Raw genomic sequence first — 26,128 nt, forward strand, 5'->3', positions numbered from 1 at the left:
GCCGGCGTCGCCCTCCTCGGCGGCATCCTGGCCGCCGTCTACACCGGCACCTCCACCCTGCCGAAGGCCCCCGCCTCGGCCGCCAACAGCTCGACGGGCCCGCCCCACCGCCGAACAACTGCCCACAGCCCAGGCTCACTTGCTCCTGGATGCCGCTACCGGCCCTTCAGCAACGGCTACATCCCGGCACCGCGCCCGCCAGCTGCGCGGGCGCGGGCTGGTGCAGCGGCCATCCCGTTCCCGATCTGTAACGGTCCTGCCTCAAAGAGTGACTATGACGTTTCCTCAGGTGCCTCTGTGGTGCACTTGACGGACGTGGGGTCGTCTCATGTACGGGGGAGTGATGACGCATTCGACTACGTGCCCCGGATGTGGCTGGGGCACGGTTTCGGGGGCCGCGTTCTGCGGTAATTGCGGTGCGGTCGTGGAGGTCGGCGAGTCGGCCGCGGCGTTTTCGGAGCTTCCAGGTCATTCACCGTCTGCGCCGACCGTGTCCATGAGGCCCGTCACCGGCGGTGCCGTCGACCGCCGCGGTGCCGTGCCGCGGTGGGGTGATGGCCGGGATCTGACCAGGTACTTGTGCGCGGCCGCATATCTGGATCGCGAGTACGCCAAGTCGCTCATCAAGCAGGTCGCCGCCGAACCGCATCTGGGTGTGGCGGCGGCCCCGGCGTGCGACGTTCCCGTGGTGCTCCGGCACGCCTACCTGGCCAACGCTCGCCGCCACGGCCGGGATCTCGTGCTCACCGTCCTGCTCCTGCTGAGTTTCGTGTTCTCTTTCTGGGTCGGCAACTACTCGATCACCCTGCTGGTGCTGCTCGTCTCCTGGGTGACGGTGCTCTCCTTCGAGCTCTCGACCACGTACGGCCGTCATCTGCAAAGCCTCCGTCCGGAACGGTTCGACCCCGCGGCCGCGCCTCCGCCGCTCAATGGCGATATCGCGGTGCGCCTTCGCCAGATCGGCGATTACGCCGACGGGAACGTCACCACATACAGCGGCTATTCACCGTTCATCGGGTACGGGTCCGAACTCGACTCGTGGTCCTTGACATTCGACGTCACCACATCGAGCCGGCCGGGAGGTAAGCCGCAGGACTTCGACGTGACGGATCTCTACGCCCACATCGCCGAGCGACTCGGCACCCTGGTCCTGCCCTGTCTGGAGATCGAGGAGCGGCTCTTCGTCGACGGCTCGACACTTCTGGAGGACACGCGCTTTCTGCCTGATCCACTCGGCCGACCCGTCGCCCGGATTCCCTTCGAACGGATGGATGCGTTGAAACGGACGCCCGAGGAGGGGGCCCGCCCCTACCTGGCCGTGCACTCCACCGGCTGGGGCGGCGAGTTGGTCACCTCGCTCTTCCTGCGCTTCGTCCGTTCGGACTCCAACCTCTTTGTGGAGGCCGTCCCGACGGTGTTGTTCCCCCTGCTCGACCGCTACCGGGTCATCGACACCCTGATGCCCCGCCCGCCGCTGCGCGAGCTCGCCAAGATGTTTTCGGAGACACTGGTCAGCACCCTCTTCGTTCTGCTGGCCGCGCCCGTGCGCGCGGTCGCGGGATTCGCCCCCGACTACTGGATGTCCCGGCGCGTGCGCCGTCAGGACAAGCTGATCACCAGGCTGCGCAGGTTCGACTACGGGGCGCGGCAGAGCGTGCGTCGGCAGGCCGCGGCCACGAATCACCACCGGTATTTCCAAAAGGCCGACAGTGGCATGGTCCTGAAGACGGTCGAAAAGCGGGTCCTGGACGCACTCGTCGAATTCGCCGAAGCGCGTGACATCGACGTGGGTGATCTGATCCAGCGTCAGGAGATGATCATCAACAATGGCATCATCGCAACCCAGGGAGCGAGGGTGGATTCCAGCTCCGTCGCCTCCGGTGAGAAGTCCCGGATCTCGATGGGCATTCTCAACAAGATCCCGCTAGTGAATACGGACTGATAACCGAGAAGGGATGAGGAATCGGAATGCAGGGGAACAACGGGATCATCGCGACAGGCGGCTCGAACGTCGTCGGCAACGCCGTCGCCAGCGGCAGGAACGCGAAGGCCGAGGTTCGGGACAGTGGACTGACCCAGTCCGACGGCGGGCGGCAGCCGTCGCCACAGGAGATCGGCGATCTGCTCTCCCGGCTGATCGACGAGCTCGGCCGGTCCGATCACCCCGAGCGCGCCGACCTGATCGAGGCCACAGAGGATGCGCGCGAGGAGCTCGCCGCGGAGGAGCCGCGCAAGGGCAAGCTGAGGTTGTTCGCCAGGACGCTCATGGGCGCGGTGTCGGGGGTCACCGGTCTGGCCTCCCTGGCGGTGACGATCGAAGAGGCGATCCACGGGCTGTAGCCGAGCCAACGCGAAGGCCGGATCCGAGGGACGCCAGGGGCGTCGACGTGAGGGACATCGGGGGGAGACGACCATGCCATCCTGCATTCACTGCGGCGCGCGCTTCGAGGATGCCGCCGCGACCTCCTGTCGGAGTTGCGGGATGCCGCGCGAGGGCGGCGTGCCGGATGGCACCGGCCAGCCCCTCGGGGCCACCGGGTACGGCTACGTCCGTGTGGGGCCCACCATCCTCCCGGTGTGGCTGCTGTGGCTGATGGCGGCCCTGCTCGCTGTGGGTGGGGTGACTGCCTACGTTCTTCTCAACTCGTCCCCTGAGCCTTCGCAGCAGGCGGTCGACGTCGTACCGTCGACCGTTCCACCTCCGAGCCCGGACGTCGATTTTGTGCCGCCGGCCGACGGAGATTCTCCCTCTGCGTCGGACATCTCGCCGTCTCCCGACGACGCGAGCGCGATCGTGGAGGAGTTCTATCAGGACATCAACGACCATGACTTCGCGGCGGCCTGGGACCTCGGCGGCAAGAACATCGGCGGCTCCTCGTACTCAGAGTGGGTGGCGGGCTACGACACGACAGCGAGCATCGAGCTCAGTGCGGTGAACACCGAGAGCCCCGGGCAGGTCAGCGCCGACCTCCGCGCGACCCAGAGCGACGGCTCGGTGAGGGTGTACCAGGGGACCTACACGGTGTCCGATGGCGTGATCGTCGGCGCCGACATCACCCTGAAGTGACCATCCGCCGGCCGTTCCTTGTCCCTGCCGCCTTCACCACTCCGCCGACGCGAGCCGCCTCGCGGTCTTCCCGTTCGCCCGGTGGAACGCCTCCAGCCGTTCTCGGGGCTGCCCGGTGAGTCACGAGCGCGGCCATGGGAGGCGGATCGCGGCCACGGTGACGGTTCCCTGAAATACGTGGGCCCGGTCCCGGTTGAACCGGCGGCCCGCCCTCGGCACCTCCAGCGCAGTGAAGTCTCGTACCGCTGCTGCAAGTTCCGGCCCACCTAGTAAAGGGCCCCGGACTCCTATCTCGGTCCCAGGGAACGGCAGCTCTGCGTGGTGCTCACGTCCTGCCGTCGGCTGCACTCCTATGGGCAGGCGGCGGCGAGGACGGATTCGGCGATGGAGGTGCGGGCGTACAGCACGGAGCGGCCGGCCCGGTGGGCGCTGACCAGACCCGCGTTGCGCAGCGCGGTGAGGTTCTGGGACACCGCGGCGGGGGAGAGCCCTGTGCGGTGGGCCAGTTCGGTGGTGGAGGCCGGGGTTTCCAGTTCGGTCAGCAGCCGGGTTCGCGAACGTCCGAGTACGGCGGCGATGGCGTCGGTCCTGGTGATGGGCCTGGATTCCCACAGTGAGCCGACGCCGCGCGCCGGGTAGGCGAGTTGTGGCGGTTCCGGCAGCGTCACCCGGGTGAGCAGGCCCGGTCCGGTGAAGGCCGAGGGGATCAGCAGCAGTCCTGCGCCCGCTGCCTTCCGGGTCAGGGTCTGCTGTCGGCGGGTCAGGCGCAGCGCGTTGTCGTCCCAGCTCAAGGAAGGGTGCAGATCGTTGAAGAGGTGGGCCGTGCCATGCTCGGCGACCTGCCGGGCCCGGTGGAAGACGTCGGCGTCGAGCACTGCTCGGATCCGCGCCCAGTAGGGGGCGAGCGCCAACTCCCAGTAGGACTCGATCTCTTCCGTGACCCGGACCAGGCGGGCCTGCGGCTCGGCGTAGAGGGTCCGCGACCGGGGGCCGAGAAACCCCTGTTCGTGCCTCAGGCGGTCAAGGTCCTGGCGCACCTGGCCGGCGGGCGCGGCCAGGATCCAGGCCAGCTCCTCCGCCAGCGTGGGGGCCGACCCGGCCGGTGCCGGGTTGAGGAAGTCGGGAACATAACCCGAGGGAGGGATCAGCTCGGCGAGCCAGCCCCGGTCAAGGCCGGCGGCCGCCAGCCGTGGCCGTACCTGCTCGGCCCAGGGCCGGTGCACGGGATGTGCGGAGCCGGAGTGCAGCAGCCGGAAGCTGGTCCCGACCTCCCACATCGGCGAGACGGCGAACCGCATCTGCGCCAGATCACTCACCGAAAACGCTAGCTCCGCCAGCACCGCAACCCCAAGGATTCACCTATGTCTTAATCAATGGCCCTCAGCCTACAGCGGGGGAGATCATCCCGAGCATGACCTCAGAGACGATCACCGCGACTGCATCAGGTACGTGGACACTCGGCGACTTGGAGATCAACCGGATCGGTTTCGGCGCGATGCGCCTGACGCAGAACGGCGAGGCGTTCGCGGCCGACGTCGCTCCGAGCGATCGTTGCCGGGCAATCGGCGTGCTGCGCCGCGCCGTTGAGCTCGGTGTGAACCACATCGACACCGCCGCGTTCTACTTCTCGCCGCTGCGATCCGCCAACGAACTGATCAACCGCGCGCTGGCCCCCTACCCGGATGATCTCGTCATCACCACCAAGGTCGGGCCGGGCCGCGATCCGTCGGGTGAGTGGTTGCCACATGCCACCCCGCAGCAGCTGCGCGGCCAGGTGGAGGAGAATCTGCGCCAGCTCGGCCGTGATCACTTGGACGTGGTGAACCTGCGCATCGTCGGCACCGATTCGATCGCCGAGCGCTTCGGCGCACTGGCCGAACTGCGCGACGCCGGGCTCATCCGCCATCTGGGCATCTCCAACGTCACCCCTGAACACCTCGCCGAGGCCCAAGCCATTGCGCCGGTAGTCTGCGTGCAGAACCAGTACGGCATCGGCGTACGGCCCGAGCACGACGAGTTCCTGCGTATCTGCGGTGCGCAGGGTGTTGCGTTCGTACCGTTCTACGCGATCGCCGGTGCCGGGCGCGAGGCGGGCGCGAGTGGCGCCGACCACGACGAGTTGCTCGCCGTCGCGCGGGCACATGAGGCGAGCGCGGCGCAGGTACGACTGGCGTGGACGCTGCATCGCGGGCCGCATGTGCTGGCCATCCCGGGCACCGGCAACCCGGATCACCTGGTCGCAAACGTGGCTGCTGGCGCACTGCGCCTTACCCAGGACGAACTGGCCGTCCTGGACCGCCTCCATCAGGGCGGGGCGTCAGCTTAAGAATCCGACCGCCAACGGGACCCGCGTTCGCACGCCTCGGTCGTGGCTGTCCGAGAGTGAGGCCGTGCCCCCTTGGCGTGCCGCGGGTAGGCAAAGCGCGAGGCCGAGACTTGGTACTCGAACGGGCCTTGAACGGACCCGGGCGGCCATGGTGCGCTGTTGTATGTCGCCCGATGCCTGCGCACACTGGCGGGCATGACGATCCCCACCCCGCCCCAGCACGGCTCCTGGGACGCTGCGGACTCTGCCGAGGTCGTTGTCATCTCCTTTCCCAAGTGTGGTCGCACCTGGCTGCGGGTCATGATGGCGAAGGCCATCTCGGCCGAGTGGGGGCTGCCGATGGAACTGTGCGAGGACCTGCGGCTCACCGCGTTCTCCGAGGTCGAGCCGCGCATTCCGCGGATCATCTTCTGGCACGACGACCGGGTCGCCTGGCGCTCCCCGGCCGAGCTCTCCAGGGACAAGAGCTGGTACCGCGGCCGCAAGGTCGTCTTCCTCACCCGGGATCTGCGGGACACGATCGTCTCGCACTACTTCCAGCGCACCCGGCGACCGGGCAACCCGTACGAGGGAGAGCTGGGCGACTTCCTGGCGGCCGATGAAGGCAGCCTTCGCACGTGCGTCGAGTTCTGGAACATCTGGCATGCCAGCCGCGGCGTTCCCGAGGACTTCCTGCTGACCTCCTACGAGCGGCTGGCCGCGGACACCGCCGCAGAGCTGGCCCGGGTACTGGAGTTCTGCGGTCTGCCGAGTCCCGCCGCCGGGACGCTGCGCGGGGCGGTGGAGTTCGGCAGTTTCGACCGGATGCGCGCCATGGAGCTCGCCGACGCCTTTCACTCGGACAAGCTGCGTCCCGGAAGCCCGGACGACCGCGAGTCGTACAAGACCCGGCGAGGGATCATCGGTGGCTACCGCGACTACCTGACCCGCCAGCAGATCGCCTGGGCCGACGCGCAGATCGCCGGCCGGCTGGTGCGGGACTGGCAGCCGCTGGCGTTGGCCGCCGATGTGGCCGGCTAGCTAGGGCGTGTCTTTCGGATCATGCGGGCCTCGCGGGGGCTGGCATGCACGCCCCAAGGTCTCTCGGGACCAGAGAGACCCCCGCGGCGTCGTCGTCACGCGTTCCCCGGCTCTCGGCTTCGCTTGAGCGGGGAGACCCCACCGGTTCCGCGTCGGTTGCCTCCTTGGCCGTGCAGTCAATGGGTCGGCCGGTGTGTTCGCCGACCGGGTGCTCGGGCGTCAGTCGCCTTCGCGGTAGAGGTCGGCGAGCAGGGCGACGGCGGCGTGGGTGGCGGGGTGGGGGTCGTGCCGTCGCCAGATGAGGTGGACGGGGACGGGCTCGGCGTCGCGGAGAGGGCGGTAGGTGATGCCGTCGCGGCGGTACTGGGTGGCGGTTGCCTGTGGGGTGACGCCGACGCAGCGGCCGGTGGCGATGGCGGCGAGCCAGTCGTCGATGTCGTGGGTGTACTCCACGGCGGGGCGGGCGCCTTGAGGCCACAGGTCCAGGGTGGTGGTGCCGGTGCGGCGGTCCACCACGAGCGTGCGGTCGCGGATCTCCGCCAGGCGGATGCTGCGGCGCTTGGCCCATGGGTCGTCGGAGGCGAGGGCGAGACAGCGGCGCTCGTGGCCGACGAGGGCGTGGGCGCAGCGGCGGGTGTCGATCGTGGTGCGGACGACGGCCATGTCGCACAGTCCCTCGGCGAGGCCGCCGGTGGGGGTGTTGTGGCGGATCAGATGGAGTTCGACGTCCGGGTAGCGGTCGTGCCAGCGGCGCTGGAACTCGGCGGTGTGGCGGCCCATCGCGGACCAGGCGTGGCCGATCCGCAGCCGCGTGTGGCCGGTGGTGGCCTGGTGGACCAGTTCGTCCGCTTCGGCGAGCAGATGGCGGGCGCGGGCGAGGACCTGCACACCGGCGGTGGTGGGGGTGACGGTGCGGCTGGTGCGGTGCAGCAGCCGTACGCCGAGGATCCGTTCCAGCGCGAGCAGTGTGCGGGAGACTGCCGCCTGGGAGACGCCCAGCTCGATCGCTGCGTCGGTGAAGCTGCCGGTGTCGACGATCGCGATCAGGCAGCGCAAGTGCCGCAGCTCCAGCTCCGTAGGACCATCCATACGCCCATCGTATAGATGGCGCGTCGGATGCATTTTGCGTATGTGGCGGCTTGGCGGACGGTCGTGCCATGGCAATCGAAGTTCGCGCAGAGAGTACGGCGGCGGCCGCCACATCCCGGGCGGTTTCGCCCCGATGGCCCGGACCGGCGCTGATGCTGGGCAGTGGCCTGTCCAATCAGATCGGGGCGTCGGTCGCCGCGCTCGCCTTCCCGGTCCTCGGGCCGGTGGGAGTGGTGGCGGTGCGCCAGTGGGTGGCCGCCGTGGTGCTGCTGAGCGCCGGCCGGCCCAAGCTGCGCTCGTTCACCGCCGCGCAGTGGCGTCCGGTGCTGGGGCTGGCCGCGGTGTTCGCGACGATGAACCTCACGCTGTACACGGCGATCGACCGGATCGGGCTCGGTCTCGCGGTCACCCTGGAGTTCCTCGGCCCGCTCACCGTGGCGCTGGCGAGCTCCCGCCGCCGTACCGACCTGGGCTGCGCGCTGGCCGGCGCGGCGGCCGTGGTGGTCCTCACCCGCCCCCGGCCCAGCACCGACTACCTCGGCATCGGCCTGGCGCTGCTCGCCGCCGTCTGCTGGGGCTGCTACATACTGCTCAACCGCACCGTGGGCGAGCGCCTGCCCGGCTTGCAGGGATCGGCCGCCGCCGCGGCCGTCTCCGGCCTGCTCTATCTGCCCGTCGGCGCCGCCGTCCTGTGGCTCCACCCGCCCACCGCCGGCGCCCTGTTGTGTGCGCTGGCCGCCGGCGTGCTGTCGTCCGCGGTGCCGTTCCTCGCCGACCTGCTCGCGCTGCGCCGGGTCCCCGCGCGCTTCTTCGGGATCTTCATGAGCGTCAACCCGGTGTTCGCGGCCTTGATCGGCCTGTTCGTCCTCGGCCAGCACCTCGACCTGGCGTCGTGGCTGGCCATCACCGCGATCGTCGCCGCGAACGCCGTCGCCGTGGGCACCGCCGCAACCCGCTCGGGGCGGAAGGCTGCCGTGAACGCCGACGACTTTGCCGCCACCCGGCCCGACCCCGCCGTGCCGCACATGGACGTCGAACGGTACGGGCCCTTGCGGCACGAGTAATTCCGCGCGGGGGCTGGCATCGCGGTCATCGTCACTGCTGAACGTCTCCAGTGCCCATGACTGCATGGAAATGCTCATCCTATGCTCGTGGTCACCTGGAAATGCTCGCGGAATCGCGGAAACTACATGATCCGTACGACCCGCCTAACGGTCCTGGGACAACCGGTAGAGCTCGGCGAAGAGCCCGCCGCGGTGGAGGAGTTCGTCGAAGGTTCCCGCGTCCTCGATGCGGCCCTGGTTCAGGACGATGATGCGGTCGGCGATGCGGGTGTTGGTCAGGTTGTGGGTGACGAAGAGTGCGATGCAGCCGGTGGCGAGTGTTTTGAAGCGGCTGATCACCTGGTGTTCGGCGCGTGGGTCCATGGCTGAGGTGGGCTCGTCGAGGACCAGGACGGATGCTTCGCGGTAGAAGGCCCGGGCCACCGCGAAGCGCTGCCACTGGCCGCCGGACAGGTCGTGGCCGCCCCAGAAGGACTTGGCGAGGAGGGTGTCGAGACCGTGCGGCAGTCCGGCCAGGACGGTGTCGGCGCCCGCGGCCCGGGCGGCGGCGTGCAGGTGCGAGTCGTCGCCGCGGGGCTGGCCCAGGGTGATGTTCTCCCGGGCGGCCATCGGCCACTTGGTGTAGTCCTGCGGCACCAGGCCCACGCGGGAGTGGACCGAGCGCGGATCAGCCTCGGCCAGGTCGACGCCGTCCCAGCTGACCGTGCCGCCGGTGGGCAGATAGAGGCCGGTGAGCAGGCGGGCGAGGGTGGTCTTGCCGGAGCCGTTCTCCCCTACCAGTGCGACGAGTTCACCGCTGCGCAGGGTGAGACTGACCTGGTCCACGGCGTGCCCGTCCGGCGGGGCGCCGGGGTGGCGGAAGCACACCTGGTGGGCGCGGATCTCGCGCGGGCCGCCGGGGTCGATCCGCCGCGGGCCGCGGGTGGCGCGCAGGGTGCCGGCGAGGTCCAGGAAGTCCCGCCAGTCCTGGAGGTGGAGCGAGGTGCGAAAGAGTCGGGCGCCCGCCAGTACCAGGGAGGTGAGCGCGCCGGTGGAGGCGCGGACGGCGACCACGGCCGTGGCGGCGACGGCCGGATTCATGGCGCCGGAGGTGACCAGCAGGCCGACGGTGAGCCAGGTCAGGGCGAGCATGGCACCGGTTGCGCCGGCGCCGGCGAGCGTGACCAGCAGCGTCCGCGGGGCGGCCGCCCGGTGCCGAGCCCTGATCCTGGCGGTGACCTGGGCGTACCACTGGCGCAGGAACGGGGCCATGGTGCCGGCCCTGACCTCGGCCGCCGTCCGTCGTTCGGTGCTGTGCTGGCACAGCAGATAGCGCAGCCGCTGATCGGCGAGGTTGGTGTGGTTGGTGCGGTGGGTGATGCGGGCGGCGGCCACCGCGGCGGCTCCCTTGGGGAGCATCGCGAGGAGCAGAAGCGGCAGGAGTACGGGGTGCAGCAGGGTGAGCACGGTGGCCGCGGCGGTGAGTTGGGCGGTTGCCGCGATCAGCAACTGGGCGTCGGGAATCAGCTCCTGGGTGGCCTGGGCGCCGAGTGTGGCGGCCTGGAGTGCGTCGTTGAAGTCCGGCCGGTCGTAGGCGGTGAGTTCGACCTCGGGGGTGTCGGCGAGGATCCGCTCGTCGGCGAGCGCGGCGAGCGCGGCGACCTGGGGGCCCAGCTGCGCGGCGGCGGACTGGGCGACGGCATCTGCGGTTGCCCTGACCGCGGCCGCGGCCGCCGCGGTGATCAAGGCGGGCAGGGCGCCGTGGAGCTGGTCGGCCACCGGTCCGGGCCGCAGCAGCGCCGCCATCACGTGGGCGGTCGCGGAGAGCGCGATCGCTGCCGCGAGGGCTGCCAGGCACTGACCGAGTGCCAGCTGGATGACGGCTCTTCGGTCGGCGGCCCAGCCCAGGCGGGCCGCGTCGGCCAGCACCGTGGGCAGCCGGGCCGCCATCTGTCGCAGTCCGGCCGAGACGACCTGGTGGTGGTGTGGATCGTCCCAGCCGAAGTTCAACTCGCTCTGGACGGTGGGACTCGCGGGAGCATGGGTGGACACCGGGCCCATGCTGCCGCGATACGTGCCGGCGGCCGGCCACACCGGTGCCCGGTCAGGCCCCTGGGTGAAGGAATACCCACGGGCGATGGACCCGGACTTGACAGATCAAAAACAGATCAAATAAAGATCAAAAACTGGGGAACGGCTCGTCGGGGATCGGCACGCCGAGGAAGGGGGCCAGACGCTCATACCCCTGACCGCCGACGATGTCGAGGATCAGCAAGTCGCCGTCCCGGCCGTCGAAGTAGCGCCGCACCTGCTCGACGTGCCGACGGTGGACCCGGGCGAACCGAGCGGCGTCGAACTCGTGGCACCCGTAGACGGCGGCCCGCAGGAAACGCTGGAGCTGAACGTAGAGCGAGTCCGGGTCGGCCTTGCTCGCGATGGGGCGTTCCCAGTGGTACGCGCAGGAGCGCAGCCAGCTCCGCTCCTCACGGACCGTCAGGATGAACTTGGCGCCGGGCCAGGCGAGATCGAGCTCCTCGTAGTAGGGCGCGACGGTGATGTCGGTGATCCCGTCGCGCTCCGCGAGCAGCGGGAAGCGCGCCGTGCCGTCCACCAAGGCCTGGTAGGTATCCGGGTCGCAGGGGTAGTGGGCGACGTCGAAGCCCAGGGTGTGCAGCGCGGTGGTGAGGGAGCGGGTGCCGGTGCGGGACAGTCCCAGGCCGAAGACCTTCGGCCGGAGGGGCCGGCCGTCAGCCATCCAGGCACCTCCAGGCCATGGTGTGCCGCACCATCGCGGCCAGTCCGTCGTACAGGTCCGTCCGGGGGCGATAGCCGAACTCCCGGGCGGCCAGCGTGATGTCGGCCCCGGTGTGCCGCGCCTCGCCGGGACCACCCGGCCGTGGTTCGAGGGTGACCGGCCCGACCAGCTGCTCGACCGTCGCGACCGCCTGCTTCATCGAGACCGGGCAGCCGCCGCCGAGGTTGGCCACGCCGGTGAAGCCGGCACAGGCCGCGGCGCGCATGGCGGTGACGACGTCCCGCACAAAGGTGAAGTCGCGGGTCTGCTCGCCGTCGCCGTGCAGCGGGAAGGGCTCGCCGGTCAGTGCGGCATCGATCAGGCGGGCGAAGGCCATGTCGGGGCGCTGCCGGGGGCCGTAGACCGTGAACAGCCGCAGCGAGACGCTGGGCAGTCCGTAGGCGGTGCGGTACAGCTCGCATACGTGCTCGGCCGCCAGCTTGGTGACTCCGTACGGCGAGACGGGCCGGGGGCAGACCGTCTCCGGGGTGAGGAAGGTCGGCGCGTTGCCGTACACGGAGGAACTGGAGGCGTAGACGAATTTGCGCAGCCGGAGCTGCCGGGCGGCCTCGATCAGGGCCTGGGTGGCGAGCAGGTTGCGGTCGGCGTAGCGGGTGAACTCCGGTCCCCAGGACGGGCGGACGCCTGGCTGGCCGGCCAGGTGGTAGATGACCTCCGCCCCGTCGAGGAGGGGGCCGAGGTCGGCCTCCAGCAGATCGGCGTGGCGCCAGATGAAGGCCGGGTGGGGCACCAGCTCGCTCAGGTTGCGCGATTTGAGGGCCGGGTCGTAGTAGTCGGTGAGCGCGTCGATGCCGACGACGGTGTCCCCGGCGGCCAGCAGGTGCGCGCACAGGTGGGAGCCGATGAACCCGGCCGCGCCGGTCACCACCGCCCGCATCAGCGGCTCCCTGGCCCGGTGGCTGCCTGGACAGCGGGCAGTACCCGGTCCGCGCGGGCCCGCCAGGTGTACTGCTCCGTCAGCTGCCGCCGGGCCTCGGCGCCCAGGGCCTCACGTAGGGCCGCGTCTTCGGCCAGCCGTTTGACCGCCTTTGCCCAGTCCGCAACGGAGTCGGGCGGGCAGAGCAGGCAGTTGACTCCGTCGGCCAGGACCTCCCGCAGTACGGGCAGGTCCGAGGCGATGACGGCCTTGCCGTACGACATGTACTCGAACAGCTTCATCGGTGACACCCAGCGGCTGATCTCGCCGACACCTCCGACGCAGTACGCCCGCCGCTGGTACGGCGCCAGGACGATGTCGAACGCCCGGTAATAGGGGGCGAGTTCGGCAGGAGGGTGATGGCCGTGGAAGTACACGTTGGGCTGCCGGCAGCGGTCCTGCCAGTGTGCGCGGTCCGTCGTGGTGCCGCCGACCAGATGGAAATCGGCGTCGGGGAGGTGCTCGGCGAGCTCCAGGATGACGTCCGTGCCCCGGCCGGGGTACAGATGACCGACATAGCCGATCTGCAAGGCCCCTTCCCGGCCGGGCAAGGGGGCCACCGGGCCGTCGGCCGGCACCGGATCGGCGCAGTCGTGGGCGGTGACCAGGTCCGCGTGCCGGAGAGCGGTGAGCTCCGGGAAGGCCGCGCGGTAGTCGTCGGCGAGCGCCTGGGACACGAACACCACCCGGCGCAGGTTCCGTCTGCGCAGCAGCAACCGCTCCACCGCCCGCACACCCCACCTGGGCCACAGCAGATGTGTCTCGTACGCCACCGGGGCCAGATCCGAGCAGGCGAGCAGCGTATACGGGTCCCGCCCGTACAGCAGATCGGGCGCGCCACGGCGGCGGAGCTCGGTCCGGACCCGCCATGCCCGGATCCACCTGCCCAGCCCCGGCACCGCCGGCTGCGCCAGGGTGCGCACCTCGAAGCGATTGCGGGTGCCGTAATAGGCGTGGATGTCGTCGGCGGGGGCGGTACCCGCCAGGGCGTGGAGCACGACCTCGTGGCCCGCGTCGGTGAGCGCGTCGCACATCCGCATGACGTGCACGCCGTTGGCGTAGACGGAGGGGATGCTGCCGCTGTGCAGATAGGCGATCCGCATGGCTGATGGGCCTCCGGGCGTCGTGGTGACGGGCGCCCATGCTTCCCAGCACCCCCTTCGGCCACAACAGGGCCTCCCGAGCGGCCGGTGGCACGGCGGGGCGCACAACGGCGCACGGTCGCTCGGCCTGGTGCCGATATCAGCCAGATCCGGGAGTCACTGGTGTCCCACCACTCCCACCCGGCCCGGGCGTCTCCCACCCAGCGGCGAACCGGCCGACGGTGCGCCTGTCCTGTGGCCCGCTCCAGGGCTTCCGGCGCACGGGAGATCGCCGGCGTCCGGTTTCCGTACGACAGCTCGACGAACATATGGCCCGCCGATCGGGGCCACCGTACTTTCGGCCTGGGCGTCAGTTGACGCTCGTTGAGGTGCGCGACCAGAGACGGAAGGACTGACATGGAGCACGAGGACATCGAGCAGGTCACCGAGGAGCTCCCCGACTACGCACTCATGGTCGACTTTCCGGACCAGGACTGATCCAGGTCGGCCGTCGGCTACCCGCCGCGCTCGTTCCCGAGCCAGAGGTCCGGTCCTCGATGCTCCGATCGAAGGTCCGATCCTCAGAGGTCCCGATCCCAGAGGTGGAGTGTGAACTCGGTGGAGGTGAACCGGTGCTGCGGGTAGCACCCGATGCGCTTGAGGCCACCCGTGACGAAGAGGCCGTACGGCGGGTGGCGCAGGGCGTGTTGGCGGCAGCCGGGGTCCGGGCCGCCGCAGTGGCGGGTCCTGTGATCGTGGCCGCCGCCTTCGCCGTCCAGGCCGGGCTTCGAGTCGATGTGACGGGAAGTCAGAAAGTCGCGATGCGCGAGCCGCTGGAGCCCGTCGGACCCGCGCCGTATCTGGCTCGGTCGGTGGCACGTGCCCTGGCCACGCGGCCCGACGGCGCCGAAGCCACGGGCGGGTCGCAGCTGACCGGCTGGCAGCGTGCCGACCATGCCATATTGGACCGTTGTCGTGCTGCGCTTGCTGCTGCCTGGCCGGAGATGCTCGCTGAACTGCGTGTTTGTGTGGCGCAGGTGGCTCTGCTGGAGGGCCGGGCGATCGACGGTTTCACCGACTTCGCCACCCACGGCGCCGTCTACATCAACCGCGCCCGACTGGGCGCGAGCCCTCTCGGCCTGCCCGGCCCGGTCCGCTTCGCCGAGGCGCTGGTCCATGAGGGCACCCACACCCGCTGCAACGCCGCCCAGTTGAGCAACCCGTTCCTCACCCCCGCGGCCGGCGGTGCCGATCTCGTCCGAACCCCGCTGCGGTCCGATCCGCGCCCCCTCGCGGGCCTCTTCCAGCAGGCGGTGGTCCTGGCCCGCTGTACGGCGCTGTACGGACGCCTGCTGAACACGGAGAGCACCGCCACTGCTGCTCTGACGGCACGTCAGGACCGTTTGTCGGACGGTGCCCGACAGGCAATCGGCACACTGCGGCAGCACTCGGCCACACTCACCGAGCACGGACTCGCCGTCCTGGGGGAGTGCGACGCACTCCTGCGCCCGACCGCCGTCTGACCACCACCCCCGGGAGCCCGTCTGTGCCGCCCACTGCTGCCCGCGCCGTTCCGACCACCTGGCATCCTCAGGTCTTCGAACCGTTCCCCGGCGAGTCCCGGTTGCTGTTCGGCCGGGTCGCCGCCCGTAGCCCGCAGTTCGACACCACCACGAGCGCCGGCGGGCAGCGGGTGCTGATCGGCAGTGCGGCGGGCACCGAGGCTGCCGAGGTGGCGGTGCGGGCCAGGGGTGAGTTGCTGGAGCGGCTGGGCAATGTGCTGGCCGGCCGCGCGGCCGAGGCATCGGCCGCACTCGTCGCCACGTACGCCGAACTACGGCGCAGACGGGCGCCCGCGCTGGATCCGGCGCCCTGGTCGGGGCCCGAGGGCCGCACCGCACGCCAACTCTGGGTCATGGGCCGGTCCTTGCTCTCCGGCACGGAGATCCTGGTCCCGGCTGCACTGGCTTTCCTCCAGCACCGCCCGCCGGCCGGCTGCACCGCTCCGGTACGCGTCGGCTCCACCGGCCTGGCGGCCCACCCGGACCGGTCCACGGCCGTCGAGCACGCGGCCTGGGAGATCCTGGAACGCGACCTGCTGCGCCGCAGCTGGCAGGCCCCCGCCGAGCATCCGCCCGCCGCCGCCGGGGTGCTCGGCGCACTCCCCCCGCCGCTGGGCCGCGTGTGCGAGCGCCTCGGCCTGCACGCCACCGCGCTGACCCTCCCCGCGCCGGGCGCCTGCGTCGTCGCCGTCTGCCTGCACACCCCGGACGGTCGCGAGCAGACCTTCGGCGCCCGCTGCGGCCCGGCGACCGACCGTGCCGATCTCCTCGCCCGGGCCGCGTACGAGGCGCTGATGGTGCGCTGGAGCATGAGCACCCCGGCGGCCCACCGCGCCTATCAGCGGCTGGCGTTGACGGGCGCGCCGGCCTCCGCCGTCGAGCACGCGCTGTGGACGTACCACGGGGGTCAGGACGCCTTGGCGCGTTGGCTGCACCACGGCGTAGCCGCTCCTGAGGCGCCGCGCGTGGACCCCGCGGCCTTCGTAGACCCCATGGCGGCCGTGGATCCGGTGCGTCTGCTCGCCGAGCACACCGCAGACGACGTCCTCGCCCTCGACACGGCCCCCGCCGAGCTCCGCGAGGAGCATGTGGCCGTCGTCCGCCTGCTCTCTCCCGGCGCCCGCCCGCTGCCCTCCGTGGCCACCCCCGGCACCCCGCCGCACCCCTTCGGCTGACCCCTTCCGGTTGACCTCTCCGGCTGACCTTCCCAAGGAGCACGATGACGACGGTCCCCCGCTACGCCACCGACTTCGCCGACCGCTACGACGACTGGTTCACCCCGCCCGCCGCCAGCACCCGAGCCACCGTGGACCTGCTGGCGAAGCTGGCCCGCAGCGCGCCGCCGGGCCCGCTGCTCGAACTCGGGATCGGTACGGGCCGGGTGGCCCTGCCGCTGGCCGAGCGCGGGCACCAGGTCCACGGCATCGACGCCGCGAAGACCATGGTCGACCAACTCCGGACCAAGCCCGGCGGCGAACAACTCACCATCAGCATTGGCGACTTCGCCGAAGTGGACCACGACGGCGAGTTCGCCATGGTCTATGTCGCCAATGGCACCTTCTTCGAACTTGCCTCCCAGCAGGACCAGCTGCGCTGCTTCGCGCGGGTGGCGCGACGCCTGCTGCCCGGCGGGCTGTTCGTCCTGGATGCCCACCTGCCCGAGGCACTGGCGGCCAACACCGGCGCAGGCGCTCAGCCCGTGGAGAGCGCGAACGGCGACCCGGTGCTGCGCACCCGCCGGATCCACCCCGCCTCCCAGCGCTACATCTCCGACTACCTGGTGCTCGACGAAGGCATGTTCCGGCACGTACGGGTGGCCTTCCGTTACGCCGCCCCGGGCGAGCTCGACCTGATGGCGGCGGCCGCCGGTCTGCGGCTGCGCGAGCGGTTCGGCGGCTGGTCCGGCGGTGCCTTCAACGACAGCAGCAGCGGGCACATCAGCGTCTACGAGCTGCCGGCATGACGGCGCCGAGCAGGCCGAGCGGGCTGCGCGACCCGCAGACGTATCTGAGGAACAATCGCGAGATGTGGCGGCAGTGGACGCCGCTGAAGGCCGCCTCCGCCCAGTACGACCTGGCCGGGTTCCGGGCCGGCGGCTGCCGGATGCGGGCGCTGGAGCGTGCCGAGGTCGGCGAGGTGCGCGGCCGCTCACTGCTCCACCTGCAGTGCCACGTCGGGCTGGACACGCTCTCCTGGGCGCGACTGGGCGCGCGGGTGACCGGTGTGGACTTCTGCGCCGAGGGCGTGGCCACCGCCCGCTCCCTGGCCGCGGACGTCGCCCCGTCGGCCGTCTTCGTGGAGGCGGACGTCCTGGACCTCCCGTCCCATCTCGACGGCGCCTTCGACATCGTCTACACCTCGCACGGGGTGCTCGGCTGGCTGCCGGACCTGCGCCGCTGGGCGGAGGTCGTCGCGCACTTCACCGCGCCCGGCGGCTTCCTCTACGTCTTCGAGTCGCATCCGGCGGCCTGGATGCTCGACAACAAGGTCGAGCACCCCGAACTGAAGCTGCGTTACTCCTACTTCGGCGAGTCCGAGCCGCTGGCTTTCGAGTACCGCAGCCCGATCGCGGTGCCCGAGGCGGAGCTGCCCGGCGTGGAGTACGCCTGGGGACACTCGCTCGGCGATGTCGTCAGCGCCCTCGCGGCTGCCGGGCTGCGGGTCGAGTTCCTGCACGAGTGGCCGTTCGTGGCCTGGCGGATGCTGCCGTTCATGACCCAGGACCAGGACGGCTGGTGGCGGCTGCCGGACGGCCTGCCGGCCATGCCGCTGTCCTTCTCGCTGCGCGCGACCAAGCCGTCCACCTGAGGAGGGAATGTGGCACTGGCGCCCCTGCACGAGTCACTCCTCGGCGAGCTGCACCTGCGCCAGGTGCTGGAGGGCCGACTGGTCGTGGTCCGCGGCGCGTTGGACCAGCTCACAGGCCGCGGTACGGTCCGCCGTGCGGCGCTCGCCTCCGTCACGTCGGCCCTCTCACCGCACGCGTCCGACCGGCTGGCGGAGCAGGGCCTGGAACACCTGCACCGCGTCGCCGGCGCCGAACAGATCCGGGCGGTCCGCGACGAGCTGGACCGCCGCCTGCGCCCAACCGCCCAGCGGCTGCTGCTCCGCTTCGCGCAAGCGCTGCCGCCGCAGGGGCGCCGGCTGTATGTGAGCGACCACCTGGGCGTGCGGATCATGCCGCCGCAGGCCGCCGTCCGTGGCCGGGAGGAGGAACTGAGCAACTACACCGGCTTCCTGCTCCCGAGCCAGGCGCACACGGACTCCTGGTTCAACACGGCCGTCAACTCGGTCAACCTCTGGATGGCCCTCAGCCGCGTACGTCGCGACAACGGCCTGACCCTCTGGCCGCAGGCCTACCGGCGCCCACTACGGCACGAGGGGGTGCGACTGCTGCCCGACCAGCCGATCGGCGACCCGGTGGAGGTCGAACTGGAACCGGGCGACCTGCTGCTCTTCGCCGGTGACCACCTGCATGCCACCCGCCCGAACACCGGCCCACAGACCCGCTGGGTGGTCACCAAACGGCTCTGCTGGGGCCCGCCGCGCTACCACCCGCGCGCCACCGGCTGGGTCCCCTACCTCGACCCCCGCCTGCTCGACACCCCCCTGCACGCCCTGGCCCCCCTGCGATCAGCCCTCACCCTCGGCCGCCTTCGTCAACTCGCCCGCGACAGAGACCGGTTACTCACGAGGCTGCGTCGATCAGTGACGGTGCCCCTGCCCGGTGGCCGTCGGTGATCCTCACCGACCTCCTGGGCCCGGCTCTGCTGCCCGGGGCCACGCCGCCCCACCCGCACGGAGCAGCGGACGGCTGGTGCTCATCGCCAGCGTCGTCGGGTTGAAGAACGCCGCGGGACATGACGGACACCCCTTTCTGGACCGACGGCACCCCACCCCCCTCCGCCATGCCCGCCGAGCCTGTGGCCGAAGCCATCGGCTTCGCCCTCGACCAGCCCGCCAGCGTCGGCGTCAACACCTCACCATCCGACCGATCGGACAACCGAAATGACCACCACCGCCCCCACGACCGCCGGCCGTGACCGCTTCAGCGACATCAAAATCGCCACACTGGCCCATCTGAAGCAGCACGAGTGCGGCTGCTACCCCTATTCCGACGGCAGTCTGCTGGCCACCCTCACCGCAGCCACCAACGCAACGACCGTGGTGGAGCTCGGCACCGCCCTGGGATACTCGGCCGCCTGGTTCGCCGGCACCGGCGCCCACGTCCACACCATCGACCGCGACCCCGCCCATAGCCGGCGCGCGTATGCCACTTGGCCCGTCACCACCTGACCGACCGCGTCACCCTCCACACCGGAGAGGGCGCCGACATCCTGCCCACCCTCGCCCTGACCGGCACGGACGTCGCCTTCTTCGACGGCTACCCGCCCACCACCGCCGCCATCGGGGCGCTCACCGCAACCCTGCGCCCCGGGAGGGCTTCTCATCGCCGGAAACATGACCCTGGGCGGCCAGGCCGACCAGATCCGCGACCAGCTCGCCACCTGGCAGCACACCGACCTCGGCGAAACGCTCCTGGCCGTCAAGCCACGGTGATCCAGTGCCCCTCGAAGCCTGGGCCCAGGAATGCACACACCACCATGGCACGCAGCCGTCATCAGCCCCAACGACGAGACCTTCGTCGGGGGCCCTTCCACAGCGGAGGGTGCGCGCTTGCGATGGCCCACGTCCCCGGCAAGCTTGTCGCGGGACTCCTGGACGGCCAGCTGCCGGATTGATGCCGCGGCGGCCCGCAATACCCCGTTCGCGGCCGCACCCTGGGGCCAGCCCCACCATCGACGTAGTGGCTGCCGGATGGGCATCAGCGCATGGCTCAACAACCCTTGAGCCATGACGACTTACACCCACAGAGCGCTGCTCCTGACCCTCTCCGCCGCGGCCGTCGCCACGACCCTCACCACCACCGCCCCGATGGCCCGCGCCGAAGCCGCCACCGCGGTACCCGCCCTCAGCTGGCGGCCCTGCGCCGAGCCGGGCGGCCTCGCCGGGAAGGAGTGCGCCGAGCTGCCCGTACCACTCGACTACCGCGACCCGGACGGCCCGCAGCTCACCCTCGCCGTCGCTCGGGTGCGCAGCGAGCGGCCCGCGGCGCGGCGGGGAACGCTGCTGATGATCGCCGGCGGGCCGGGCACCTCAGGAGTGCGGCGACTGGAGCAGAAGGGAGAGGCGCTGCGCAAGGAGATGGCCGGCGCGTACGACCTCGTCAGCTTCGACCCGCGCGGGGTGGGCGGGAGTACGACCGCGAGCTGTGAACTCGACGCCGACGACAGGCAGTTGGTTACCCTCCGCTCCTGGCCGGGGCCGAACGGCGAGATCGCGGAGAACGTCGCCCGGTCCCGGCGGATCGCCGCCGCCTGCGGACGCCATGGCGGTGCCGTGCTGCGCAGCATCACCACCGCGAACGAGGTGCGCGACATCGACCGCCTCCGCCAGGCGCTGGGCGAGCGAAAACTATCGGCATGGGGGGTCTCGTACGGCACCTACGTAGGGGCTGTCTACGGGCAGAAGTACCCGCAGCACACCGACCGTTGGGTGCTGGACAGCAGCGGCGACCCCGACCCGTCCCGGCTCGAGCGCGGGTGGCTGAGGAACATGTCGGCGGCCGCCGACGACCGGTTCCCCGATTTCGCGGCCTGGGCGGCGGACCCGGCCCGGGAAAGCCAGGGGCTGCGGCTGGCCCAACGGGCCGAGGACGTCCGGCCAATGGTCCTGGCGCTGGCGCAGTCACTGGACCGCAAGCCCAAGGAGTCGACCACGGTGGGCGTCCCGCTGACCGGAAACCGGCTGCGGCAGGCGTTGCAGAGCGCCCTGTACGGCAACGAGGACTCCTTCACGCAACTCGCCCGCCTCATCCGTGCGGCTCAGGACTCGGCCGCACGTCCCGTACTGCCCGCCGACCTCGCCCAGCCCCTGCGCAACCAGGACGCGGCGGCCGTGATGGCGACCATCTGCAACGACGTGCGCTGGCCGCGGTCGGTCTCCGCGTACAAGCGCGCGGTGACCGCCGACCGTTCCCGGCACCCGCTCACCGCCGGATTGCCGGCCAACGTCACGGCCTGCACCTTCTGGAAGGACGTGCCGACGGAGCAGCCCACCCGGATCACCGCCGACGGCCCGTCCAACATCCTGATGGTCCAGAACCTCCGGGACCCCTCCACCCCGTACTTCGGCGCATTGAAGATGCGTTCGGCGCTCGCCGACCGGGCCCGCTTGGTGACACTCGACCACGGCGGCCACGGCGCCTACCTCGCCAACGGCAACGCCTGCGGCGACCGCACCGTCACCACCTTCCTCACCTCGGGGCGGCGCCCGCAGCACGACGTATCCTGCGCGGACTGAGTCGGCGCGGGAGGGGCGGACGGCGCAGGAGTGGTCTCTGGGGCGAGCAGCCATGGCGCACCGTCTTTGCGGCACGGTCTGCCGACTGCACAGCCCTCTCCACGGACCTTGCGGGCATGGATTCGACCACGCGCGCCGTGATCGCGGCAGGATTTTCGTCCGACCACCGAGCTGATCGCGCACCCCGACGGCATCACGGCATCACCGACGGCGGCGACATCACCTACGCCCAACCCCTTCAGGGACGTGAAGGTACGTCTGGTCAGGCCCTTACTGCTTCTTCGACACGGAGGCGGTGAGTGAGCGAGGCCCACAGCCCCGAGGCACGTCCACCGCCGAGGTCAGCGTGGCCACCTCAGCGTGGCCACGGAGGACCAGCTGCGGGCGCTGAAGGAGGCCGGCCTGGAGGTGGTGCACCACCACACCGCCCTCTACCGGCCGCACGGGCCGGGCGTGGAACCCGAGCAGCACCTCTACGTCCACGCCCGCCGCCTCTCCTGACCCCGGCGGTATCGGGGCTACCGCTCCCCGGCCCCCTCCTCGTAGGGGAACCGGGCGAGCGGGGCCTCACGCTGGAAGAAGGTCTTGGCGCGGATAGTCGCCCGCTCATCGTCCCGCACCTGGCCAGGCCGAGAACCGTTGCCGAACAGCACCCCGCCGAATCGCATCCGCAGGTACGCCGCCGTGTGATTGAGGGTGGTCACCAGCCCGTCGGCGACGACCTCGTCGTGGTCCGCCATGACCGACACCCCCCACAGGGTCCGGCCCGCCATCCGCTCCTTGAAGTCCGTGCCGGGCACCGACAGCCAGCCCGACCAGTAGTCGAGGTAGCGCTTGGTGTGTGCGGAGAGGGTGTACCAGTAAAGGGGCGAGGCGATGACGATGTCGGTGGCCTCCAAAGTGGCCTGCCGCAGCGCCTCCTCGTTCTCCCCGGCCGGCCAGGTGTCGGTCTCGTGCCGCCCGTCCTGGAAGTCGGGCAACGGCAGCTGGGCCAGGTCCACCCAACGCTGCGGGATACCGGCGGGCAACTGCTCGGCTGCGGCCCGCGCGAGGATCTCGGTGTTGCCGTCAGGGCGGGAGCTGCCGAGGACGAAGAGGAACGAGCGGTCCGTGGCACGGGTCGTATCGGTGGTCATGTCTGCTCCGGTCTCAGACCCTGGGCGCGGGCGCCGAAGGGTCGTGACGCCGACCGCCACCCAGGGGCATCGGTGAGTTCGTCGCTTCCAACTCCCTTACCCCGGGGGATATTCCGACAGGTGACCGATCCGTCAGGTGTGCTGTCCGGCCCGCCGGCACCAGGGCACGGGCCGCCCGCCCAGCGGGACGCAGCGGGCTGAGCCCACCCGCCCTTCCTCGGTAGGTGAGAGCGTCCTTGTCATGAACGTACTGTTCGGGTCGGGCTGGTAGTCCGCGAATGGTTCGCAGCACTGGAACCCGAACTTCTCCTACAACCCTCGGGCGGTCAGGAAGAATTCGGCGGCGGCGCCGGTCTCCACACTCAACCGCGCGAACCCGTGCGTCCAGCCTCGACGATGATGTGCTCCAGCTGCTGGGATGCGATTCCGTTCCTCTGCCGCGTCGGCCTGGTACGCATCGACTTCAGCTCCGCGTGGCCCCCGCGAAGCCGAGGGGCGTGACCCTGCCCACGCGAAACTGACCGGCGCGGCATGAGGCTTACAACCGCCTCATGGAGTCCCCCAGAATGCTTTCAATGCGTTCCACTAAACGGGAATTGAGCTGGGCACGCGCTGCTTTCGCCGAAGCCACAGCGTTTGCCAGCTCCGCGCATGCTTCCCGGCGTGCATCGGCGCTCACCTCGGCATTCTGGAGCCGCAACACCTCAGCACGCACTTGTTCCGTCCCTGCTGCAAGCAGTTCCAGGACCATACCCGGCGAATAGCCTCGGGAAGCTGGGCCTAATCCGACCCAAACACCGTCCACCGCAACCGCGTAGGCAGCTGCCGCGGCCTCCCGCTCAAGAGCAGTGATGGTCTCGTCAAAGCGGTCGATATCCACGGGACGGCCGGCAGCCAGATCCTGAACAGCACGTTCGAGGGTGTCCTGCCACGCGCGCCCCGTGGTCCGGATCTGAATGATCCGCTCAACCTCTTCGCCGGCTCGGCTCCGTGTCTCCGACTCCTTCTCCTGCCTGGACGAGCCTCGCTGCACAAGCAGCGGGCCAAACACCGCCGCAGCCGCGCCGATCAGTGCTCCTCCGATGGCCCCCACCGCACCGTAAACCGCGCTCGCATCCGCCATGACGGCCACTGTGCCAGGACCGAGCAGGAGACCGCATACGAACAAGAACGCCGAGCCACACGCTCGCCAGGCTGAGGCCAAGGTAGGGACGCCAGGCACGGGTACTCACACCGAGCAGCCGCCCCACAGAAGTTGAGCCAGAGCCACAACTCGTGAATTAAGCCGCACCCCCCAACCCTTGGGATCGAGCCGCCACAATTCACGTACCTGTGACTGTCCAGCGCGGCACACTCTGCGGCGAGGCCCACCTCGTCCTCGACCAGGTCGTGGTCCGGCGCACAGCGCGGGCCGGGACGGGCGAGCGACACTGTGGTCCCGCAGACCCTGTATGATCATGATGTAACTCCGGCGCACCACACGGAGTCACGCGTCTGTGGTCCAAGGAAAGACGCCCACCAGCCGGTGGGAAATGCAGGTGCAAGGCCTGCCGGGCGCTCCACACAAGGGCTCCTGTCTCTCACGAGACAGGAGCCCTTCGCCATTCACACCCACATTCGTCGCACCGGGCCGGCGCAGCCTGCGGGGCGGAGCCAGTGGGGTGTTACGGCGGGGACGCGAGGGCCTCCTGCCATCGGCGTGGACGTCGCAATCCACACGGAGTCAGAGAGTCCTCACCTGGTTCGAGCACCGCAGGCGTGTCAGCCGACACCAACATCCCGGGACAGCACCCCTGGGGCGTGTCTTTTGGATCAGCGTGCTGACCGGATGAAGATGCCGACGAGGTGAAGTGCTTGTTCGCCATGACCACGTCGGGTGTGGTCCGGGCCGGCCGACGGGCCTGGGCACCCGTAAGCGGGCCATGGCCTGCTCGAAGGCCGGGGTTTCCCCGGCCCGCCCCGGGGTGAGGACGAAAGCGAGCGGCCTGCACCTGCTGTCCGCGGCGAGGGGACGTTGGTGGTCAGTCCACCGCGGGGACGTCCCAGGGCCTGATCGTCGGGTTCGCCGGCCGGGGCCCATTGGCGGGCCACTGGCGGCATGCTGATGTGCGCGCACGATTGTGGAGTCCACTGCAACGACCCGGTCGAAGTCGCCGTCGACGTCGGCCTGGGCGGGCAGGGGCCTGAAGACCCGCTCCCAGGTGCTGCCGACCGCCCACATCCGTAGCCCGTTGCAGGCGCCAGGCCGGCTGTGCGTGCGCACCGGTGCCGAACCTCCCGATGAAGCGGAGACGGGGAGACCGGTGCGCGGTCAGCGGCGCTGCGGGCCGCCCCTCGACGGCGTCCGCAATATCCGCCGCCTCGCCAACCCCGGTCCAGACCCGCAGGCACACCCTGCCGAGTGGGAGCGGCGCCGGCCGCTACGCGCGGTGACCCTGCTGCTGGAGGCCGAAGGCATACCCCCTCAGCTGCCGGTGGGAACGGCGAGCCGGTGCGGACCGGCTACCGCACCAGTGAAGGGGACCGTATTGGGTGGGTGTTGGTGCGCTGGGTCGGGCCGCGAGGGAGTGGTGCCCGCTACCAGGAACAAGAGCACTGCGACGGTGCCAGGAGGCACGGGGCAACTGGGGCTTCGAGGTGTTGGAGGTCCGAGGCCCTGGCGGCCGCCGCTACCTGGAGGCCGAAGCGAGTCTGGGCTGAAGGCGGCCGGCCGCGGTTGTCTGCCATCCGCCCACGAACTTGCCACAGCCGGCACCGACGCACCGGCTGCGTCAGGCTCAGCAGCCCACGCCGGGCGTCACTTTCGCCACGCTGCGGCTGAATTCCGCCCTCCGCCCTCCGCCAACAGAGACGGCGCCGAACTCGTCTACCCGAACTCCTCTACAGCCTCGGCGATCTCGAACGCTGGGGCGCAGCCCTCCCCGCGCCACCAGTAGTCCCCAGAAGTGATGTGACACCGAGCCGGGCCGGACCGTATGGCGAACGCGCACCCGACACCCATGGCCGTTGCTGTCGCCGTCGCCGCGAGGATGAACTGTCATGTCCAGGAGAGAAATCTCTGCACCTGTATGAACATGATCAAATAAACTGCGCCCGGTCACCGATCGGGGCCGCGGTCAATCAGGGGGACGCGCATGGGGCGCATGGGGCCGAGACAAGTGTGTATCACGGTGCTGGGACTGGGCGGGGGGATCTTCCTCGCCGCAACGGGCGTGCTGCGCGCGGACACCCAGTTGACGGGCCTGGCGGGGGAGTTTCGCGCCGAGCGTTGCGAGGTCTCGCACTCCCGCCACGGTGACGACGGCTGGATGTGTAGCGGAACCTTCGAGGCCGACGACCACAGTTTCCGCACCGCCCGCGTCGAGGTGGACACCGTGTTCGACCAACGGCCCACCGGCGCGGTTGCCGCACTCGTCGACGAGCCGTCGTCGACCACGGCTGTGCGGGACGACGCCCGCGGCTGGCTGCTGCCGGGCGGCACGGGACTGCTGTGCCTCGGCGTGGCCGGATGGAACATCCGCTCCGCCTTCAGGCGTCCCCGCCAGGCATGACGTTGCGCTGGGTCTCAACGCAGCCACTGGTGATGCCCGGCGCGACCCTCCTGGATGTCGGTGCCGTTGTCACTGTGCCGCTGCCCTCGGCTCGGCCACCCGCACCGAGTACCCCAAAGCCGTCACCCAGGCCCACGCAGACCACTCCACACTCTCCA

General features: G+C 70.5%; 24 protein-coding genes. 16 read left to right on the forward strand and 8 right to left on the reverse strand.

What is annotated here, in order from left to right:
* Positions 1–496 precede the first annotated feature (496 nt).
* The 3 genes from DY245_RS16440 to DY245_RS16450 all read left to right on the forward strand — a co-directional run bounded on the left by DY245_RS16440 (position 497) and on the right by DY245_RS16450 (position 3,067).
* Positions 497–1,942, forward strand: coding sequence for a zinc ribbon domain-containing protein (locus DY245_RS16440; RefSeq protein ID WP_128507999.1), 1,446 nt, complete (start codon positions 497–499; stop codon positions 1,940–1,942).
* Between the two features lie 26 nt (positions 1,943–1,968).
* Entirely contained in the window at positions 1,969–2,340 is a 372-nt protein-coding gene (locus tag DY245_RS16445) for a hypothetical protein (RefSeq protein WP_128508000.1), read from the forward strand.
* A gap of 142 nt (positions 2,341–2,482) precedes the next feature.
* The gene (locus tag DY245_RS16450) at positions 2,483–3,067 is read left to right on the forward strand and encodes a hypothetical protein (protein WP_128508001.1); all 585 of its coding nucleotides are present in this window, start codon (positions 2,483–2,485) and stop codon (positions 3,065–3,067) included.
* 350 nt (positions 3,068–3,417) lie between these two features.
* On the opposite strand, the gene DY245_RS16455 is transcribed toward DY245_RS16450, so the two are convergent.
* Positions 3,418–4,365: an ArsR/SmtB family transcription factor gene (locus tag DY245_RS16455; protein ID WP_128508033.1), complete on the reverse strand. Its 948-nt coding sequence runs from the start codon at positions 4,363–4,365 to the stop codon at positions 3,418–3,420.
* Between the two features lie 113 nt (positions 4,366–4,478).
* Between DY245_RS16455 and DY245_RS16460 the strand changes: the two genes are divergently transcribed.
* Entirely contained in the window at positions 4,479–5,393 is a 915-nt protein-coding gene (locus DY245_RS16460; protein WP_128508002.1) for an oxidoreductase, read from the forward strand.
* A gap of 195 nt (positions 5,394–5,588) precedes the next feature.
* On the forward strand, positions 5,589–6,413 hold the full coding sequence (locus tag DY245_RS16465; RefSeq protein WP_128508003.1) for a sulfotransferase domain-containing protein: 825 nt from the start codon (positions 5,589–5,591) through the stop codon (positions 6,411–6,413).
* Between the two features lie 219 nt (positions 6,414–6,632).
* Here DY245_RS16465 and DY245_RS16470 read toward each other — a convergent pair whose 3' ends face one another.
* Positions 6,633–7,502: a LysR family transcriptional regulator gene (locus DY245_RS16470; protein ID WP_244943076.1), complete on the reverse strand. Its 870-nt coding sequence runs from the start codon at positions 7,500–7,502 to the stop codon at positions 6,633–6,635.
* Positions 7,503–7,654: 152 nt separating this feature from the next.
* Here DY245_RS16470 and DY245_RS16475 point away from each other — a divergent pair, with 152 nt between their 5' ends.
* Positions 7,655–8,566, forward strand: coding sequence for an EamA family transporter (locus DY245_RS16475; protein ID WP_181923715.1), 912 nt, complete (start codon positions 7,655–7,657; stop codon positions 8,564–8,566).
* 144 nt (positions 8,567–8,710) lie between these two features.
* Here the strand turns inward: DY245_RS16475 and DY245_RS16480 are convergent, their stop codons facing one another.
* The 4 genes from DY245_RS16480 to DY245_RS16495 all read right to left on the reverse strand — a co-directional run bounded on the left by DY245_RS16480 (position 8,711) and on the right by DY245_RS16495 (position 13,379).
* Entirely contained in the window at positions 8,711–10,597 is a 1,887-nt protein-coding gene (locus DY245_RS16480; RefSeq protein WP_244943077.1) for an ATP-binding cassette domain-containing protein, read from the reverse strand.
* 127 nt (positions 10,598–10,724) lie between these two features.
* Positions 10,725–11,300: a sulfotransferase family protein gene (locus DY245_RS16485; protein ID WP_128508007.1), complete on the reverse strand. Its 576-nt coding sequence runs from the start codon at positions 11,298–11,300 to the stop codon at positions 10,725–10,727.
* A complete protein-coding gene (locus DY245_RS16490; RefSeq protein ID WP_220377894.1) occupies positions 11,293–12,237 on the reverse strand; it encodes an NAD-dependent epimerase/dehydratase family protein in 945 nt (314 codons plus the stop codon). The genes DY245_RS16485 and DY245_RS16490 overlap by 8 nt, the downstream gene beginning before the upstream one ends.
* Positions 12,237–13,379 (reverse strand): glycosyltransferase family 4 protein, encoded by a 1,143-nt coding sequence (locus DY245_RS16495; RefSeq protein ID WP_128508009.1) that lies wholly within the window; start codon positions 13,377–13,379, stop codon positions 12,237–12,239. The genes DY245_RS16490 and DY245_RS16495 overlap by 1 nt, the downstream gene beginning before the upstream one ends.
* A gap of 611 nt (positions 13,380–13,990) precedes the next feature.
* Here DY245_RS16495 and DY245_RS44415 point away from each other — a divergent pair.
* The 9 genes from DY245_RS44415 to DY245_RS44420 all read left to right on the forward strand — a co-directional run bounded on the left by DY245_RS44415 (position 13,991) and on the right by DY245_RS44420 (position 21,784).
* On the forward strand, positions 13,991–14,881 hold the full coding sequence (locus DY245_RS44415; protein ID WP_181923709.1) for an aKG-HExxH-type peptide beta-hydroxylase: 891 nt from the start codon (positions 13,991–13,993) through the stop codon (positions 14,879–14,881).
* A gap of 23 nt (positions 14,882–14,904) precedes the next feature.
* Positions 14,905–16,095, forward strand: coding sequence for a YcaO-like family protein (locus DY245_RS16500; RefSeq protein ID WP_181923710.1), 1,191 nt, complete (start codon positions 14,905–14,907; stop codon positions 16,093–16,095).
* Positions 16,096–16,139: 44 nt separating this feature from the next.
* Positions 16,140–16,883: a class I SAM-dependent DNA methyltransferase gene (locus DY245_RS16505; RefSeq protein WP_128508011.1), complete on the forward strand. Its 744-nt coding sequence runs from the start codon at positions 16,140–16,142 to the stop codon at positions 16,881–16,883.
* Positions 16,880–17,728 (forward strand): class I SAM-dependent methyltransferase, encoded by an 849-nt coding sequence (locus DY245_RS16510; protein ID WP_220377895.1) that lies wholly within the window; start codon positions 16,880–16,882, stop codon positions 17,726–17,728. The genes DY245_RS16505 and DY245_RS16510 overlap by 4 nt, the downstream gene beginning before the upstream one ends.
* Positions 17,729–17,737: 9 nt before the next feature.
* Positions 17,738–18,661, forward strand: a complete 924-nt coding sequence (locus tag DY245_RS16515; RefSeq protein WP_128508012.1) for a phytanoyl-CoA dioxygenase family protein — start codon at positions 17,738–17,740, stop codon at positions 18,659–18,661.
* 119 nt (positions 18,662–18,780) lie between these two features.
* Positions 18,781–18,963 carry a hypothetical protein gene (locus DY245_RS16520; protein WP_128508013.1) on the forward strand — a complete coding sequence of 61 codons (183 nt, stop codon included), beginning with the start codon at positions 18,781–18,783 and terminating at the stop codon, positions 18,961–18,963.
* Entirely contained in the window at positions 18,929–19,216 is a 288-nt protein-coding gene (locus DY245_RS16525) for an O-methyltransferase (RefSeq protein ID WP_128508014.1), read from the forward strand. Before DY245_RS16520 ends, DY245_RS16525 begins: the two co-directional genes overlap by 35 nt.
* A 558-nt stretch (positions 19,217–19,774) precedes the next feature.
* Positions 19,775–21,283: an alpha/beta hydrolase gene (locus tag DY245_RS16530; RefSeq protein ID WP_128508015.1), complete on the forward strand. Its 1,509-nt coding sequence runs from the start codon at positions 19,775–19,777 to the stop codon at positions 21,281–21,283.
* A 360-nt stretch (positions 21,284–21,643) separates the two neighbouring features.
* Complete coding sequence (locus tag DY245_RS44420; RefSeq protein ID WP_181923711.1) at positions 21,644–21,784, forward strand: hypothetical protein; 141 nt, start codon at positions 21,644–21,646, stop codon at positions 21,782–21,784.
* 17 nt (positions 21,785–21,801) lie between these two features.
* Here the strand turns inward: DY245_RS44420 and DY245_RS16535 are convergent, their stop codons facing one another.
* Complete coding sequence (locus DY245_RS16535; protein ID WP_128508016.1) at positions 21,802–22,419, reverse strand: flavodoxin family protein; 618 nt, start codon at positions 22,417–22,419, stop codon at positions 21,802–21,804.
* A gap of 538 nt (positions 22,420–22,957) precedes the next feature.
* Positions 22,958–23,542: a hypothetical protein gene (locus DY245_RS16545; protein ID WP_128508017.1), complete on the reverse strand. Its 585-nt coding sequence runs from the start codon at positions 23,540–23,542 to the stop codon at positions 22,958–22,960.
* 2,020 nt (positions 23,543–25,562) lie between these two features.
* Here DY245_RS16545 and DY245_RS16555 point away from each other — a divergent pair.
* Positions 25,563–25,970, forward strand: coding sequence for a hypothetical protein (locus DY245_RS16555; RefSeq protein ID WP_128508018.1), 408 nt, complete (start codon positions 25,563–25,565; stop codon positions 25,968–25,970).
* The last annotated feature ends 158 nt before the right edge of the window (positions 25,971–26,128 follow it).

The organism is Streptomyces inhibens (assembly GCF_003389455.1).
GTDB lineage: Bacteria > Actinomycetota > Actinomycetes > Streptomycetales > Streptomycetaceae > Streptomyces > Streptomyces inhibens.

Bases quoted from the DNA above. Each gene is read 5' to 3' on its own strand.
- DY245_RS16440 (WP_128507999.1), top strand. From the start codon at position 497: ATGAGGCCCGTCACCGGCGGTGCCGTCGACCGCCGCGGTGCCGTGCCG.
- DY245_RS16445 (WP_128508000.1), top strand. From the start codon at position 1,969: ATGCAGGGGAACAACGGGATCATCGCGACAGGCGGCTCGAACGTCGTC.
- DY245_RS16450 (WP_128508001.1), top strand. From the start codon at position 2,483: ATGCCGCGCGAGGGCGGCGTGCCGGATGGCACCGGCCAGCCCCTCGGG.
- DY245_RS16455 (WP_128508033.1), bottom strand. From the start codon at position 4,365: ATGCGGTTCGCCGTCTCGCCGATGTGGGAGGTCGGGACCAGCTTCCGG.
- DY245_RS16460 (WP_128508002.1), top strand. From the start codon at position 4,479: ATGACCTCAGAGACGATCACCGCGACTGCATCAGGTACGTGGACACTC.
- DY245_RS16465 (WP_128508003.1), top strand. From the start codon at position 5,589: ATGACGATCCCCACCCCGCCCCAGCACGGCTCCTGGGACGCTGCGGAC.
- DY245_RS16470 (WP_244943076.1), bottom strand. From the start codon at position 7,502: ATGGATGGTCCTACGGAGCTGGAGCTGCGGCACTTGCGCTGCCTGATC.
- DY245_RS16475 (WP_181923715.1), top strand. From the start codon at position 7,655: ATGCTGGGCAGTGGCCTGTCCAATCAGATCGGGGCGTCGGTCGCCGCG.
- DY245_RS16485 (WP_128508007.1), bottom strand. From the start codon at position 11,300: ATGGCTGACGGCCGGCCCCTCCGGCCGAAGGTCTTCGGCCTGGGACTG.
- DY245_RS16490 (WP_220377894.1), bottom strand. From the start codon at position 12,237: ATGCGGGCGGTGGTGACCGGCGCGGCCGGGTTCATCGGCTCCCACCTG.
- DY245_RS16495 (WP_128508009.1), bottom strand. From the start codon at position 13,379: ATGCGGATCGCCTATCTGCACAGCGGCAGCATCCCCTCCGTCTACGCC.
- DY245_RS16505 (WP_128508011.1), top strand. From the start codon at position 16,140: ATGACGACGGTCCCCCGCTACGCCACCGACTTCGCCGACCGCTACGAC.
- DY245_RS16510 (WP_220377895.1), top strand. From the start codon at position 16,880: ATGACGGCGCCGAGCAGGCCGAGCGGGCTGCGCGACCCGCAGACGTAT.
- DY245_RS16520 (WP_128508013.1), top strand. From the start codon at position 18,781: ATGACGGACACCCCTTTCTGGACCGACGGCACCCCACCCCCCTCCGCC.
- DY245_RS16525 (WP_128508014.1), top strand. From the start codon at position 18,929: ATGACCACCACCGCCCCCACGACCGCCGGCCGTGACCGCTTCAGCGAC.
- DY245_RS16530 (WP_128508015.1), top strand. From the start codon at position 19,775: ATGACGACTTACACCCACAGAGCGCTGCTCCTGACCCTCTCCGCCGCG.
- DY245_RS16535 (WP_128508016.1), bottom strand. From the start codon at position 22,419: ATGACCACCGATACGACCCGTGCCACGGACCGCTCGTTCCTCTTCGTC.
- DY245_RS16545 (WP_128508017.1), bottom strand. From the start codon at position 23,542: ATGGCGGATGCGAGCGCGGTTTACGGTGCGGTGGGGGCCATCGGAGGA.
- DY245_RS16555 (WP_128508018.1), top strand. From the start codon at position 25,563: ATGGGGCCGAGACAAGTGTGTATCACGGTGCTGGGACTGGGCGGGGGG.